Genomic DNA, 15,444 nt, shown 5'->3' with positions numbered 1-15,444 from the left:
GATGGTAGTGTGGGGTTTCCCCATGTGAGAGTAGGTCATCGTCAAGATTAAATTCCGAAACCCCAATTGCGAAAGCAATTGGGGTTTTGTTTTTGTGCAACAAAAAATGCCTCATTCCTCGCAACACTCACGTTGGTCCTCTCAGCTGTCACCGCTGCGTGACAGTGCTAAGGTTCGGCCCTAGCTTTTGCATTTTCCAAGGAAGCCTTTATGTCGGACGCCACGTCCCTCAGCGCTGGTTTTATGGTGGTTCACGGTAACCGCCTGGACGAGTTGCGCAGCCTGGTGGTCAGCTGGATGCGGCGTTACCCCTTGGCACCCCTGGAGAATGAGATCGCCCTCGTGCAAAGCAATGGCATTGCCCAATGGCTGAAGCTGGCCCTGGCTGAAGATCCTGAGGAAGACGACATGGGCGGCTGTGGCATCGCTGCCGCTATCGACGTACAGCTCCCTGGCAGCTTCATGTGGCAACTCTATCGTATGGTGCTGGGCCGTGATGAGATTCCGCCCAAATCCCTGCTGGATAAAGCCCCACTGACCTGGCGCCTGATGCGGCTTTTGCCCGAACTGATCGATCAGCCGCACTTCGAACCTCTGCAACGCTTCCTCACGCACGACACGGATCTGCGTAAACGCTATCAGTTGGCCGAACGCCTGGCGGACCTGTTCGACCAATACCAGGTCTATCGCGCCGATTGGCTGGAGGACTGGGCGGCGGGACGTCATCAACTGCGCAGCGCCCGAGGCGAGGCCAAGGCCCTGACCCCCGCCAATTGCTGGCAAGCCGAGCTATGGCGTGCCTTGTTGCTGGACGTGGGTGAGGAAGGCATGGCGCAAAGTCGCGCCGGTGTTCACCAACGGTTTATCGAGCGCATTCTCAACCTGGATACGGCACCGCAGGGGTTGCCCTCGCGAGTGATCGTTTTCGGGATTTCCTCCCTGCCGGCACAAGCCCTTGAAGCCTTGGCCGGATTGGCTCGCTTCAGCCAGGTCCTGCTGTGCGTGCACAACCCTTGTCGTCACCATTGGGCGGATATCGTCGCCGACAAGGATCTGTTGCGCCATCAGTACAAGCGCCAGGCGCGCAAGGCCGGAATGCCAGCGGTGCTCGACCCGCAAACCCTGCACCAACATGCCCATCCGCTGCTGGCCGCCTGGGGTAAGCAGGGGCGTGACTACATCAATCTGCTCGACAGTTACGACGATCCCAACAGCTATCGCTCGGCCTTTCGCGACGGCCGCATCGACCTGTTCAGTGAGAGTCAGCCACAGACCCTGCTGAACCAACTGCAGGACGATATTCTCGAACTGCGTCCACTGGAGGAGACTCGTCAGCTATGGCCGGCAGTCGATCTGCAGCAGGACAAGTCGATCCGTTTTCACATTGCCCACAGCGCCCAGCGTGAAGTGGAAATCCTCCACGACCAACTGCTCGCGCGCTTCAGCGAGGACTCCGAATTACGTCCGCGGGATGTGATCGTGATGGTCCCGGACATCGACAGTTACGCCCCACATATTCGCGCGGTCTTCGGTCAGATGGAGCGGGACGACCGGCGTTTCATTCCGTTCACCCTGACGGACCAGGGCCAGCGTGGCCGCGATCCATTGCTGATTGCCGTGGAACACCTGCTCAAGCTGCCGGACAGCCGCTTCCCCGTCAGTGAAATCCTCGACCTGCTGGACGTCCCGGCCTTGCGCGCACGCTTTGGCGTGGATGAAGCCGATCTACCGACCTTGCATCGCTGGATCGAAGGCGCCGGCATCCGCTGGGGCATGAGCGCGGAACAGCGAGCCGATCTCGGCTTGCCGGAGGAGCTGGAGCAGAACAGCTGGCGTTTCGGCTTGCGCCGCATGTTGCTGGGTTATGCCGTGGGCCGCTCCGAGGCCTGCGAGGGGATCGAGCCTTACGATGAGATCGGTGGCCTGGATGCGGCGTTGATCGGGCCGCTGGTGGCACTGCTTGATGCGCTGGAAACGGCTTATCAGAGCCTCACCTTGCCGGCTTCGCCGCCGCAATGGGGTGAGCGCCTGCAAGCGCTCACGCAGCAGTTTTTCCTGGCCAGTACCGAGCATGACGATTATCTGCTGAGCCAGCTTGAGGACCTGCGCGAAACCTGGTTGGAAACCTGCGAGTCGGTCGGCCTGCATGACGAGTTGCCGCTGACCGTGGTCCGCGAGGCCTGGCTGGCCGGCCTGGACCAGGGGCGTTTGTCCCAGCGCTTCCTGGCCGGCGCGGTGAATTTCTGCACGCTGATGCCGATGCGCGCGATTCCCTTCAAGCTGGTATGCCTGCTGGGGATGAACGATGGCGACTATCCGCGGGCGCAACCGCCGCTGGATTTCGACCTGATGGGCAGCGACTACCGGCCCGGTGACCGCTCGCGACGGGAAGACGACCGTTATCTGCTGCTGGAGGCGCTGCTGTCGGCGCGGGATCAGTTGTACGTCAGCTGGGTCGGTCGCAGCATTCGCGACAATAGCGAGCGCCCGGCGTCGGTGCTGATCGGCCAGCTGCGCGATCATCTAGCCAGCGGTTGGACGCTGGTCAACGAGCAGGACGACCTGCTCCACGCCATGACCCAGGAGCATCCTCTGCAACCTTTCAGTGCCCGCTATTTCCACGAAGGCGCCGGGCTGTTCAGTTATGCCCGGGAGTGGCAACTGTTGCACCAGGCTCGGCCTGCTCCTCAAGCACTCGAACCCCTGGCGCCCTATGTCCAGGAGGAGCCGTTGAGCCTGGGGCAGTTGCAGGACTTTTTGCGCAACCCGGTGCGGCACTTTTTCAGTCAGCGCCTGAAGGTGTTCTTCGAGGCGGCCGATGCGCCGTTGGCCGACGAGGAGCCATTTGTGCTCGATGCCCTGCAACGCTACAGCCTGAGCGACAGTCTGCTGGAGGCGGCATTGACCAGCGCCGATGATCCGGAGCAGGCCTTGCAGGCCCAGGCGCAACGGCTACAGGCCAGCGGTCTGCTGCCCATGGCCGGTTTTGGCGAGAGCCTGCAAAGGGAGTTGATCGAGCCTTTGCCGGATCTGCTGCAGCGTTACCGGCAATTGCTGGAGCTATGGCCGATCCCGGTCACTAGCGCCTTGCCGATTACCCTTGAACTCAAGGAGGTGAAGGTCGAAGGCTGGCTGAGCGGTCTGCACCAACGCGGCGATGGCGGATTGTTGTCGGTGACGACTATCCCCAACAGCATCGGCTCGACCAAGACCCGCAAGTGGCACCGCCTGACCCGCCCTTGGGTCAATCATCTGCTGGCCTGTGCCAGCGGTTATAGCTTGACCACCGCTCTGGTCGCCAGCGACGACACACTGCTGTTGCCGCCCCTGGATCGCGATTCGGCGCTGCAAAGCCTGGGTGATCTGCTGCTGGCCTGGCAGGCGGGCATGTGCCAGCCGTTGCCGGTCGCGGTAAAGACCGCCTTTGCCTGGCTCGGCCAGAGCGACCCGGGCAAGGCCGAAGCGGCAGCGCGCAAGGCTTATGAGGGGGACGGTCAGACCACCGATGGCGAGCGGCGGGAAAGCCCGGCCCTGGCGCGTCAGTACCCGGACTACAACGCGTTGATCGCCGACGAAACCTTCAGCGGCTGGGTCGACGCCTTGTACCGCCCACTGTTGCAAGCGCCCTGGCGCTCCGCAGCCAACGGGGAGGCTGAGGCATGACCCAGGCACCTTTGGCCCTGGCGTTCCCGCTACGGGGCAGCCAACTGATCGAGGCCAGCGCCGGTACCGGCAAGACCTTCACCATCTCGGCGCTCTATCTGCGCCTGGTGCTGGGGCACGGCGGCGAGCAGGCCGGGTTCGATCGCGAATTGCTGCCCCCACAGATTCTGGTGGTGACCTTTACCGACGCGGCGACCAAGGAGCTGCGCGAGCGGATCCGTACCCGCCTGGCTGAGGCCGCGCGCTTTTTCCGGGAGGAAACCGCCGCGCCCGATGCGCTGATTGCCGAGTTGCGCGATCAGTTCTCCGCCGAGCAATGGCCGGGTTGCGCCAGCCGCCTGGATATCGCCGCGCAATGGATGGACGAGGCCGCGGTCTCGACCATCCACAGTTGGTGCCAGCGCATGCTGCGCGAGCATGCGTTCGACAGCGGCAGCCTGTTCACCCAGACTCTGGAGACCGACCACAGCGATTTGCTGGGCGAAGTGCTGCGCGACTACTGGCGCCTGTTTTGCTACCCGATGCAGGGCGACGCGTTGAATTGGGTTCGGGCCAACTGGGGCGGGCCTGCGGCTTTGCTGCCCAGGGTGCGTGCGCTGTTCGGCAGCGAGCGGGAGGTCAGCGAAGAGCAGACGCCGGCGCAACTGATCGAAGCCTGCCTGCTGGAGCGCCGCGCGGCGCTGGTCCAGCTCAAGGCGCCCTGGCTGCAATGGGCGGCAGAGCTGCGGGAGATCTGCTTGCAGGGTGTCGCGAGCAAGACGGTCGATGGGCGCAAGATGCAGGCTCGCTACTTCGAGCCCTGGTTCGAAAAGATTGCCACCTGGGCTGCCGACGAAGCCATCGAGCAACTGGATATCGGTACCGGTTTCAGTCGCCTGACCCCCGACGGCATGGCCGAGGCCTGGAAGGGCGACGCCCCGGATCATCCCGCGCTGGAGGCCATGGCGGGGCTGAAGGCCGCGCTCGATGCCTTGCCCAGCCCGGATGCCGCAGTGTTGCAACACGCCGCGCGTTGGGTCGGTGCGCGCTTCGAGGAAGAGAAGCGCCGTCGTGCGGAAATGGGCTTCGACGATATGCTGCTGCGCCTCGATGCGGCGTTGCAGGCCAATGGCGGCGAGCGCCTGGCGACGCTGATTCGCGAGCAGTTCCCGGTGGCCCTGATCGACGAATTCCAGGACACCGACCCGGTGCAGTACCGGATCTTCGAAAGCATCTACTGCATCGAGGACAACAATCCCGAGACCGGACTGTTCCTGATCGGCGACCCCAAGCAGGCGATCTACGCCTTCCGTGGCGCGGACATCTACACCTACCTGCGTGCACGTCAGGCCACCAGCGGCCGCTTGCACACCCTGGGCACCAACTTCCGGTCCAGCCACGCCATGGTCAACGCAGTGAACCATGTGTTCGAGCGGGCCGAGTGTCGTGAGCAAGGTCGCGGCGCGTTCCTGTTCCGCGACCGGAGCGGGGAGAACCCCGTTCCTTTCCTGTCGGTGGCCTCCCAGGGCCGCAAAGAGCAACTGCAGATAGCCGGGCAGGGCGTGCCGGCGCTGAATATCTGGCACCTGAGCGCCGAGCAACCCATTTCCGGGGCGCTGTACCGGCAACAACTGGCGGCGGCCTGTGCCAGTGAAATCGTCGCCTTGCTCAACGGCGGGCAGCAGGGCCAGGTCGGGTTCGCCCGGGACGGTCAGCCTTTGACGGGGCTGCTGCCGGCGGACATCGCCATTCTGGTGCGCGACGGCAAGGAAGCTCAGGCCGTGCGCGGTGAGCTGGCCGCGCGCGGGGTGCGTAGCGTGTACCTGTCGGACAAGGACTCGGTGTTCGCCGCCCAGGAAGCCCACGACCTGCTGGCCTGGCTCAAGGCCTGTGCCGAGCCGGATGTCGAGCGTCCGCTGCGCGCCGCGTTGGCCTCGATCACCTTGAACCTGCCGCTGGTCGAACTGGAGCGCCTGAACCAGGACGAGCTGGCCTGGGAGAGCCGGGTCATGCAGTTTCGCGGTTATCGCCTGATCTGGCGGACCCAGGGCGTGCTGCCGATGTTGCGGCGCCTGCTGCATGACTTCCAGTTGCCCCAGGCCTTGATCGCCCGCAGCGATGGCGAGCGGGTCCTGACCAACCTGCTGCACCTGTCCGAACTGTTGCAGCAGGCGGCGTCCGAACTGGACGGCGAGCAAGCGCTGATCCGCCATCTGGCCGAGCACCTGGCCTTGTCCGGGCAGGCCGGCGAGGAGCAGATCCTGCGTCTGGAGAGCGACGAGCAACTGGTCAAGGTGGTGACTATCCACAAGTCCAAGGGCCTGGAATACCCGCTGGTGTTCCTGCCATTCATCTGTTCGGCCAAGCCGGTGGACGGCAGCCGTCTGCCGCTGCACTACCACGACCCATCGGGCAAGGCGCAGGTGACGCTGCGGCCCACCCCGGAGCTGATTGCCCAGGCCGACGATGAGCGCCTGGCTGAGGATCTGCGCCTGCTCTACGTGGCCCTTACCCGTGCCCAGCATGCCTGCTGGCTGGGTGTCGCGGACCTCAAGCGCGGCAACCACAACAGCTCGGTGCTGCACCTTTCGGCCCTGGGTTACCTGCTCGGCGGCGGTGCGCTGTTGAGTGAGTCCAGCGGCTTGGCCCGCTGGCTGCTGGACCTGCAACAAGGTTGCGCGGACGTGCGGGTCGGCGAAATGCCGAGCCCCTCCGACAGCCGCTTCCATCCACCGCGCAACGACGCCACCCTGCTGGCGCTGCTGGAGCCCAAGCGGCGGGCCGCGGAAAACTGGTGGATCGCTTCCTATAGTGCCTTGCGCATCAGCGACAGCCTGGGGGCCGGCAACACCGAGGCCCCGGAAAGTCCGCAGGCGCAAAAGCTCTTCGATGACGAACGCCTCGACCCCGACGCACCCCGTGAAGTCGCGGTCAGTGGGGTGGATATCCACCGTTTCCCCCGCGGGCCGAACCCGGGGACCTTCCTCCATGGCCTGCTGGAATGGGCGGGCGACGAGGGCTTCGCCGCCGCTCCCGCAACCATCGAGGACGCCATCGGTCGACGCTGCAATCGCCGGGGCTGGGAAGGCTGGATCCGCACCCTGAGCGACTGGCTGCGGCATCTGTTGCAACTGCCTTTGCCTGCCGGTTCGGGACAGCCGCCCGTGGTGTTCGCGCAGTTGACCCAGTACCGGATCGAGATGGAGTTCTGGTTCGCCAGCCACAAGGTCGATGTGCTCAAGCTCGACGAACTGGTGCGCCAGTACACCCATCAGGGCGTACCCCGGGTGACCGCCGAGCCGGTGCTGCTCAATGGCATGTTCAAGGGCTTTATCGACCTGACCTTCGAGCACGCAGGGCGCTATTACGTGGCCGACTACAAATCCAACTGGCTGGGCGTGGATGACGCCGCCTATACCGAGCAGGCCATGGAACAATCGATTCTCGACAACCGTTACGACCTGCAATATGTGTTGTACCTGCTGGCCTTGCATCGCCAACTGCGGGCGCGCCTGGCGGACTACGACTACGACCGGCATGTGGGCGGTGCCCTGTATCTGTTCCTGCGTGGCACCGGGGCGGCCAGTCGCGGGGTGTTTTTCACCCGGCCGCCCCGTGAGCTGATCGAGCGCCTGGATCGTTTGTTCCAGGGCAAGCCCGAGCAGCCCAAGGCCGAGCCGGCCTGGGAACAGGGAGTCTTGCTGTGAACGAGGACCTGCTGACGCCGCTGGAATCCCGCCCCCAGCCGGACCTGGTGCCCCTGGTGCGGGCGGCCGATCTGCTGCTGTTGCTCGACCGTTGGGTCGAGCGCGGCTGGCTGCGCGCCCTGGACAAGGCCTTCGTCGCCTTCCTCCATGAACTGGAGCCGCAGGGCGATCCATTGGTACTGATGGCTGCGGCGTTGACCAGCCATCAACTGGGCCACGGCCACGTCTGCCTCGACCTGTTCGAAACCCTCAAGGAACCTGACTTCGCCCTGTCCCTGCCGCCGGAGGGCGATCTGCTAAGCACGGCGACGGTGTTGCCGTCCCAGGTGCTGGCGACGCTGGACGGTGCGCACTGGTGCAAGGCCCTGGCGGCCAGTGACCTGGTGGCGTTGGCGGCCGACCCGAGCGAGCAGGCGCGCCAGCGGCCCCTGGTGCTGTCGGGTAAGCGACTGTATCTGCGCCGTTACTGGGCCTATGAGCGGCGCATCGACAATGCCTTGCGCCAGCGTCTGGCGGTGCAGGAGGAAACCCCCGCGGACCTGGCCGAGCGCCTCGGCGGCCTGTTCGGCGCGGCCAAGGCGGCGGGGCCGGTCGACTGGCAGAAACTCGCCTGCGCCCTGGCCACCCGTGGCGCCTTCAGCATCATCACCGGCGGGCCGGGCACCGGTAAAACCACCACGGTGGTGCGCCTGCTGGCCTTGCTTCAGGCCCCGGCGGTCGAGGCCGGCAAGCCGTTGCGTATCCGGCTCGCGGCGCCCACCGGCAAGGCGGCGGCGCGCCTGACCGAATCCATCAGTCTGCAGGTGCGTTCGCTGTCGGTCGCCGACAGCGTGCGCGAGAAGATCCCCAGCGAGGTGACCACGGTGCACCGGTTGTTGGGCAATCGCCCGGGCACCCGGCACTTCCGCCACCATGCCGGCAACCGCTTGCCGCTGGACGTGCTGGTGGTGGACGAAGCCTCGATGATCGACCTGGAGATGATGGCCAACCTGCTCGATGCTTTGCCGGTGCATGCCCGCCTGGTGTTGCTGGGGGACAAGGATCAACTGGCGTCGGTGGAGGCCGGCGCGGTGCTCGGCGATCTGTGTCGCGATGCCGAAGCCGGCTGGTACAACCCACAGACGCGTCGCTGGCTGGAGTCAGTCAGCGGCGAGCACCTGGCCGACAGCGGTTTGCAGGAAGACAGCGCGGGCACCCACCCGCTGGCCCAGCAGGTGGTGATGCTGCGTCACTCCCGGCGTTTCGGCGAAGGCAGCGGGATCGGCCAACTGGCGCGCTGGGTCAACCAGCAGCAGGCCGAGGAAGCGCGCCGCCTGCTGGCCGCCCGCAGCCACGCCGACCTGTACGGCTTGAGCCTCAAGGGCGAGCAGGATCGTGCCCTGGAGCGCTTGCTGCTGGAAGGCCACGGCGAGGGGCCCCAGGGTTACCGGCATTACCTGAACCTATTGCGTAGCCAGCGTCCGCCCGCCGGTACGGCGCTGGAAGATCCGCGCTGGACGGCCTGGTCCCGTGACGTGCTGTTGGCTTTCGACCAGTTCCAGTTGCTCTGCGCGGTGCGCAAGGGGCCCTGGGGCGTCGAGGGCCTGAACCAGCGGATCACCGCCGCGTTGTTCAAGGCGCGCCTGATCGAAAGCGACCAGCAATGGTACGAAGGTCGCCCGGTATTGATGACGCGCAACGATTACGGCCTGGGCCTGATGAACGGCGATATCGGCATCGCCTTGAAGCTGCCCGAGCACGAAGGCATGCAGGGTGGGCGCCTGGTGCTGCGCGTGGCTTTCCCGCGCAACGATGGCCAAGGTGGCGTGCGCTTCGTGCTGCCGAGCCGGCTCAACGATGTGGAAACCGTGTATGCCATGACCGTGCACAAATCCCAGGGCTCGGAATTCGCCCACACGGCACTGATCCTGCCGGAGGCGCTGAACCCGGTACTGACCAAGGAGCTGATCTACACCGGCATCACCCGGGCCAAGGACTGGTTCAGCCTGATCGAGCCGCGGGCCGGCGTGTTCGAAGAGGCGGTGCGGCGCAAGGTCAAGCGCCTGAGCGGTTTGATGCTCGACCTGGGCTGAGCGTCGGGCGCCGGATACCTGGCGCCCTCGAGCCAGCGGCGAATGTCCCGTAGCAATGTGCCGAATTCGCCGCGTTGGCGAGCTTGCAAAGGGCGGTGGGCTTGCATACCGTCGAGCCGCGCCCGGCAGCTCGTCGATTGCCGGGCTCGCTGACGGTATCACTCTTGGGCGTGCAGAGTATTTCCAGTTGCATCGGCTAACCTCAACCTTGTTTCGGGCTATGCATGGCCCCCTCTGCGGCACTCGGCCGGAGCGGGCGCCATGGCGTCATAACAATAAATGCGCTTCGAGTCGAACCTGCACGGAGCTGGTCTCGCCCAGGGCGATGCCGGCGGCTCATGCGGGGGCCGATCTTGCGTGGACAATGCCGGCGATGAAGAACAGGAAGGCTCAAATCGGCCCTTCATTTTTTACTACCCCAATCGCCTGTTCTCCATGGCCGGGAGCCTCGCGGCGGTTTCTCCGGCTGTGCTATCGTTGCGGCATCATTGTATGAAGATCAAAGAGAATCCCTGCATGAACGTGGCTGTCTCGGCGACAGAGCGCTTTTCGGGCTGGAGGCAGGTACTGCTGTCCGCCCTGGTCTGTCTGCTGAGCACTTTCGCCGTCGCGGAGCCCGAGCCTGCCACCAGCCTGGCCGAGCAGCGGGCCAAGGCGGTAACTCAGGTGGTACTGGGCATTCTCAGCTACGCGCGCTGGCCGGTGGAGCCGGCCCAACTGCGTTTGTGCGTGGTCGGGCCGACCGAGTACACCGACGATCTGGTCAAGGGCACGACCCAGGCTACCGGGCGCCCGGTCCTGGTGCAGCGCTTGCTGGCCGACCATCCGGGCATCGTCAATGAGTGCGATGCGGTGTATATCGGCAAGCTGACTGACGACCAGCGTGCCCGCCTGTTCAATTCCCTGATCGGTCATCCGGTGCTGAGCATCAGCGAAGGGGGCGACCAGTGCACCGTGGGCAGCCTGTTCTGCCTGCGCGTCAGCGATAACCAGGTGTCGTTCGAGGTCAATCTGGATTCGGTGGCCCGCAGTGGCGTGCGCATCCATCCGAGCGTGCTGCAACTCTCCCGTCGTCGACCGGCGGCACCATGAGCTTCTTCAAATCTCCCGCCCGTCCTACGTTGCGTTCGGTCATTGGTCGCGGAAACCTGATCGTCGCGCTGTTGGCCATCTCCATGGCCAGCCTGTCCCTGACCTTTCTCGGGGTACTGGCGCTGCGGGTCTATGCCGACCACAACCTGCACCTGATCGCCCGTTCGATCAACTACACCGTCGAGGCGGCGGTGGTGTTCAACGACAGCGCGGCGGCGACTGAGGCCCTGGCCCTGATTGCGTCCACCGAAGAGGTGGCCGATGCCCAGGTCCTCGACGCCAAGGGCCGGGTGCTGGCCCGCTGGGAGCGCCCGGAAACCGGTCTGCTGACCGACCTGGAAATGCAGATCGCCCGAGCCTTTCTCGAGAAACCCATCACGGTGCCGATCCTGCACCAGGGCCGGGAAATCGGCAGCATCGCCCTGACCGGCCACGGCGGCAGCCTGCTGCGCTTTTTGCTCAGCGGCCTGGTGGGGATTGTCCTGTGTATCGCCGTGAGCGCCTGGGTAGCGTTGTATCTGGCGCGCCGCCAGTTGCGCGGCATTACCGGGCCGCTGCGCAGCCTGGCCGACGTGGCCCATGCCGCACGCCGCGAGCGGGCGTTCGACGTACGGGTGCCGCCGGCGGAGATTGCCGAACTGGACAACCTGGGCAACGACTTCAATGCCCTGCTCGATGAGCTGGAAGCCTGGCAGAGCCACCTGCAGAGTGAAAACGAAACCCTGGCCCACCAGGCCAACCACGACAGCCTGACCGGATTGCCGAACCGGGCGTTTTTCGAGGGGCGGCTGATCCGCGCGCTGCGCAGCGCCAGCAAACTCAACGAGCGGGTGGCCGTGCTGTTTCTCGACAGCGACCGCTTCAAGGGCATCAACGACAACTTCGGCCATGCCGCCGGCGATGCGGTGCTGATGGCGGTGGCCTCCAGGGTCCGCGCGCAATTGCGCGAGGAAGACCTGGTGGCGCGTCTGGGGGGCGACGAGTTCGCCATTCTGCTGACCCCGCTGCACCGGATCGAAGACGCCGAGCGTATCGCCGAGAAGATCATCGCCAGCATGGAGGCGCCGATCGCGCTGCCGGGCAGCGCTTCGGTGCTGACGTCGCTCAGTATCGGCATTGCCGTCTACCCTGATCATGGCACCACCCCGGGCGCGCTGCTCAACGCCGCCGACGCGGCGATGTATCAGGCCAAGCGTGTCGCTCGAGGCGGGCAACACACCGCGGGGGAGGATCCTCCCGTCGTTCATATTCAATCCAGGAGCTAATCCTTTGTTTTCGTCGACTCGTCCTGTCCTGCGATTTTTTACCGCCGCCCTGTTGCTGGCGCTGTTTTCATTGACCGGCTGCCAGAGCGTGCCGCCCAAGGGGCTGAGCCCGGAGCAAGTGGCGGTGCTCAAGCAGGAGGGGTTCGAACTGACGGATGAGGGCTGGGCCTTCGGCCTGTCCGGCAAGGTGCTGTTCGGCAGCGATATCGAGACGCTGAATGCCGCCAGTACCGAGATTGTCGAGCGTATCGGCAAGGCCCTGGTCAGCGTGCACATCGACAAGGTCCGGGTCGACGGCCACACCGATGCCTCCGGCAAGGAAGCGTATAACCAGCAACTGTCCTTGCGTCGGGCGAAAAGCGTGAGCAAGGTGCTGGTAGCCACGGGCATGCGCGAAGAAAATATCCAACTGCGTGGCCTCGGCAGCAGCGAGCCGGTGGCCCCCAACAACACCGCGACCGGGCGCACCGAAAACCGCCGCGTCTCGATCGTGGTGATCGCCGACTGATCGGCGAACAGCATCGCCCGGGTCTGCTCCATTAGCAGGCCCGGATTCTGTTCGGTCACGCTGCGTATTTAATCCCACAGCAGGGTGATGCGCTTGAGCTTGCGCAGGTCCTCGCGGCAGTACATCCAGAACTTCAAGGAAATCAGGTTAACCCAATGATTACGGGGTCTAACCGCTATGAGTCTCCTTGAAGTTCAACCTGCTGTTACAAGCACCGTTACAAACCTCGCTTTTCCCTTGAGGCCGACCACAAGGCTCGCCAAGCCGTATCACTACAGACGCAATGGTATTTACTACATGCGTCTCAGGACGACAGGTAGCACGACTGAGGCTGCTGCGGTTTCCCTCAAGACCAGCAATAGGCGGGACGCACTGGACGCCTCAGAGCAGCTTTCAGGCTTCGTCAGAGCCTTCCATCTGGAGAACCCAGAGGCTTCATGGAGCAAACTGAAGGAGCATTTCCGTAGGGTCTCGGTGGAGCTGTTTGAGTCGGGGCGTGATGGCGACGTTACGCAGGTTTGGGGAGGCTTGCACGATAGCGACTCTGGTCCTACGGGAGGATTAACCAACCCCCTGAAGCCCGGCGAGAACTCCCCTGTGTCTCTATCTGTATTGGCGCCTGCGATGACCTTTGAGATTCTCTCGGGGCTCTACTTGGCCGACCGTGGGCAAGACCAAAAGACCTCAACGCTGAAGGAGACCAAGATTTGCCACGGGACAATCTCTACGGCTCTCGGAGAGCTGGACATGCGGACTCACTCAAGGGCTGACCTCGTGGCTCTGCGTGATCGTCTTTCAGAAAGCCGCATGCCCTCAACGGTCAACAAGCTCCTCGTCAAGCTTTCAGCAGTCCTTGCATGGGCAGTTGATAACGGTCACATATCCAAGTCATACGACAAGAAGCTGAAGCTCACAAAGGGCCTTGAGTCGCGCCGTAAGGCGTTCACACAGGATCAGGTAGGCAAGCTGGTGACTTACTCCAATACGTTGCCTGAGACCTCATGGAAGCGTTGGTTGTTGAGCCTCGGGGCCATCACTGGCGGGCGTCTCAATGAAATCTCACAGCTAACGGTAAGTGATGTACAGACCCTTGCTTCAGGCATTACGGCTATTCACATCAACGAGCAGGGCGAAGGGAAGTCAATCAAGAACAAGCGCAGTGAGCGCCTGGTGCCGTTGACTGACGGTGCCTATGGGTTCGATCTCGCAGCATTCCTAAGGTACGTTGAGGCGTGCAAGATCAGTAAGTCGGAATCGTTGGCTCAGATTGGTTACAAGACCGCTGGTGATTGGGCGAATCAGCAAGCTATCCCAGCGGCTCTCGGGGAGTCCTTTGGCCCCGGCTTGGTGTTCCATTCATTGCGCCATTCGTTGGCGTCCTTGATGCAAGCCAAAGGAGTCCCTACGACTCACGCTCAGGCTGTGATGGGACATGCATCGGGTACGATTACTTTTGATGTTTACGGATCAGGGGTGCCTGTGGAGACCATTGCAGAGATGCTTTGCGGCTTGTTTGATGGGAGTCCCGAAAACCGCTGAGAACGCCGCTGACATATGGCTATCAAAAAAGACTTCTACTTCACACCTCGTGGCATCGCTGAGCCGTACTGCGCGATCCAAAAACCCGATTACGGCAATCCCGAAAAGGGCTTTGGTAATCCTCGCGGTGAATACAAGGTCAACTTAACTATTCCCTCGGCTGAAGCCCAACCGCTGGTCGATACGATCGTTAAGGCCCACGAAGCGAACTACTCGAAACTGTGCAAGCAGTTCGAGAAAGACCGCCCTGAGCTGGAAAAGAAACTGCAACGCGGTAAGAAACTTCTGGAACCCTACGAGGGTGACATGCCGTTCTTCGAGAATGACGACGGCACTGTCACCTTCAAAATCAAGGGTTACGCCTCGTACCTGGACAAGAAAACCCAAGAGTCCATAGCGCTGCCTTTGAAGGTCGTAGACGCCAAGGGCAAGCGTATGGAGAACGTTCCGGCTATTGCGGGCGGCTCTGAGCTGAAAGTGAAGCTCTCCCTGTTCCCTTACGGGTTTTCCATGGTCGGGGGCGCATCCGTCATGCTGCAATTGGATTCGGTGATGCTGATTAAGCTGGTCGAGTTCAGCCGTGATGATTCTGAGGATGGGTGGGGCAATGAGGTCGTTGAGGGCGGCTATGAAACAGCAGAGTTCAGGAGAGCTGCCATGGTCAAAACTTTGCCGAGGTTCGTCCCTGACAGTGTTCGGGAGGTATCCATAGATCGACGGCAGCCATCCTCAAGCACTCGCATGTCCCAGAAGAAGAGCAAGGAAGCGATGTTTCCCGTAATTTAATCCTTCAGGCATGCCCTATAAGAATCTTGTAGGTCTCGCAGAATCTCCCAGGTACCACGCTCGCCTTCCAGGCACCCCATGCATAGGGGGGGCATTCAGCAGCCCTTGGTGGCACCTCAGCGCTCCCAGCAAAAACCCTCACTGAAGCCGGAAGGACATCACGTCCGACTGATTTTTGATGAGGGAATCACACTATGCACGACTACTTCACTGCTCGAAGCAGTTTCCAGCGTTGGGCCGACCGACGACGAACCGATCCCTGGATTGCCGAAGACGCCGAGAGGGTTTTCCGTTTTAGCCAACGAACGGACGAACAGAAGCCTCAAGAGAAGCAACCCACTGGACCCCAGCGTGGTCGGCCTGAACTCAATACGCCCAACCCAGTAGCGTCCGTGATGCCCTTGTTGTCATTTGATCGACCTCAGTGGGTTGATGACATTGTTTATGGGGCGGTAGCAACGGCGGCTGGCGCGAGTAAAGGCAGGCTGAATGTGAAGCCGGGTTGCGTGCTTGCTGCGTTGCATCTTGCGGCTGTTTCGACTGGAGCAGTGAAGACAGCCGATATGTCCATTCGAACTGCGCAGACCATTGCCAAGGCAGCGAGACACGCCGCGCATGGAATCGCCTTCTACTTGGATCGACACCCAGCAATCAGGACTCGGTTGATGTTCGAATAAACGCAGGGAGTAATAAGTGAAGACCTTTTAGAACCAGCAAGCCAGGAAAGGTCAAGACCCGGAGAGGAAAGATTGCTTCATGGCGATCTTTGGGTTTGCTCTGTGAAGGGATGCCGGTCGTGATAACAACTTCCCTCCTGAGAGAAGAACTTCAAG

Annotated in this window: 9 protein-coding genes and 1 pseudogene; 9 read left to right on the top strand and 1 reads right to left on the bottom strand. The window is 62.8% G+C overall.

What is annotated here, in order from left to right; all coding sequences use genetic code 11:
• Window positions 1-210 precede the first annotated feature (210 nt).
• The 6 genes from recC (at window position 211) to ACQKQA_RS07045 (ending at window position 12,286) form a co-directional block, all read left to right on the top strand.
• Window positions 211-3,663 (top strand): exodeoxyribonuclease V subunit gamma, encoded by a 3,453-nt coding sequence (gene recC, locus ACQKQA_RS07070; RefSeq protein WP_427554898.1) that lies wholly within the window; start codon window positions 211-213, stop codon window positions 3,661-3,663.
• Window positions 3,660-7,349, top strand: a complete 3,690-nt coding sequence (gene recB, locus ACQKQA_RS07065; RefSeq protein WP_427554896.1) for an exodeoxyribonuclease V subunit beta — start codon at window positions 3,660-3,662, stop codon at window positions 7,347-7,349. Before recC ends, recB begins: the two co-directional genes overlap by 4 nt.
• On the top strand, window positions 7,346-9,421 hold the full coding sequence (recD, locus tag ACQKQA_RS07060) for an exodeoxyribonuclease V subunit alpha (RefSeq protein WP_427554894.1): 2,076 nt from the start codon (window positions 7,346-7,348) through the stop codon (window positions 9,419-9,421). The genes recB and recD overlap by 4 nt, the downstream gene beginning before the upstream one ends.
• Before the next feature lie 516 nt (window positions 9,422-9,937).
• A complete protein-coding gene (locus ACQKQA_RS07055) occupies window positions 9,938-10,513 on the top strand; it encodes a YfiR family protein (RefSeq protein WP_427554892.1) in 576 nt (191 codons plus the stop codon).
• Window positions 10,510-11,778, top strand: a complete 1,269-nt coding sequence (locus tag ACQKQA_RS07050) for a diguanylate cyclase domain-containing protein (protein ID WP_427554890.1) — start codon at window positions 10,510-10,512, stop codon at window positions 11,776-11,778. The genes ACQKQA_RS07055 and ACQKQA_RS07050 overlap by 4 nt, the downstream gene beginning before the upstream one ends.
• Before the next feature lie 4 nt (window positions 11,779-11,782).
• Window positions 11,783-12,286, top strand: a complete 504-nt coding sequence (locus ACQKQA_RS07045; RefSeq protein ID WP_427554888.1) for an OmpA family protein — start codon at window positions 11,783-11,785, stop codon at window positions 12,284-12,286.
• On the opposite strand, the pseudogene ACQKQA_RS07040 reads toward ACQKQA_RS07045, so the two are convergent.
• Window positions 12,286-12,471: pseudogene (locus tag ACQKQA_RS07040) on the bottom strand (LysR family transcriptional regulator); the annotation flags it as partial. The gene ACQKQA_RS07045 and the pseudogene ACQKQA_RS07040 overlap by 1 nt on opposite strands.
• Here ACQKQA_RS07040 and ACQKQA_RS07035 point away from each other — a divergent pair.
• The 3 genes from ACQKQA_RS07035 to ACQKQA_RS07025 all read left to right on the top strand — a co-directional run bounded on the left by ACQKQA_RS07035 (window position 12,464) and on the right by ACQKQA_RS07025 (window position 15,288).
• Window positions 12,464-13,825 (top strand): tyrosine-type recombinase/integrase, encoded by a 1,362-nt coding sequence (locus ACQKQA_RS07035; protein ID WP_427554886.1) that lies wholly within the window; start codon window positions 12,464-12,466, stop codon window positions 13,823-13,825. The pseudogene ACQKQA_RS07040 and the gene ACQKQA_RS07035 sit on opposite strands and share 8 nt — an antisense overlap.
• Before the next feature lie 15 nt (window positions 13,826-13,840).
• The gene (locus ACQKQA_RS07030; RefSeq protein WP_427554884.1) at window positions 13,841-14,611 is read left to right on the top strand and encodes a DUF2815 family protein; all 771 of its coding nucleotides are present in this window, start codon (window positions 13,841-13,843) and stop codon (window positions 14,609-14,611) included.
• 194 nt (window positions 14,612-14,805) lie between these two features.
• A complete protein-coding gene (locus tag ACQKQA_RS07025; protein ID WP_427554882.1) occupies window positions 14,806-15,288 on the top strand; it encodes a hypothetical protein in 483 nt (160 codons plus the stop codon).
• The last annotated feature ends 156 nt before the right edge of the window (window positions 15,289-15,444 follow it).

The sequence above is a fragment of the Pseudomonas sp. NPDC089530 genome (assembly GCF_050280705.1).
Lineage (GTDB): Bacteria > Pseudomonadota > Gammaproteobacteria > Pseudomonadales > Pseudomonadaceae > Aquipseudomonas.
Note: the sequence above shows the minus strand (reverse complement) of the source record. Positions and strands in the feature narration are given on the sequence as shown.

Excerpts from the sequence above, each read along its gene's own strand:
- recC (WP_427554898.1), top strand. The coding sequence starts at position 211 with ATGTCGGACGCCACGTCCCTCAGCGCTGGTTTTATGGTGGTTCACGGT.
- recB (WP_427554896.1), top strand. The coding sequence starts at position 3,660 with ATGACCCAGGCACCTTTGGCCCTGGCGTTCCCGCTACGGGGCAGCCAA.
- ACQKQA_RS07055 (WP_427554892.1), top strand. The coding sequence starts at position 9,938 with ATGAACGTGGCTGTCTCGGCGACAGAGCGCTTTTCGGGCTGGAGGCAG.
- ACQKQA_RS07050 (WP_427554890.1), top strand. The coding sequence starts at position 10,510 with ATGAGCTTCTTCAAATCTCCCGCCCGTCCTACGTTGCGTTCGGTCATT.
- ACQKQA_RS07035 (WP_427554886.1), top strand. The coding sequence starts at position 12,464 with ATGAGTCTCCTTGAAGTTCAACCTGCTGTTACAAGCACCGTTACAAAC.
- ACQKQA_RS07030 (WP_427554884.1), top strand. The coding sequence starts at position 13,841 with ATGGCTATCAAAAAAGACTTCTACTTCACACCTCGTGGCATCGCTGAG.
- ACQKQA_RS07025 (WP_427554882.1), top strand. The coding sequence starts at position 14,806 with ATGCACGACTACTTCACTGCTCGAAGCAGTTTCCAGCGTTGGGCCGAC.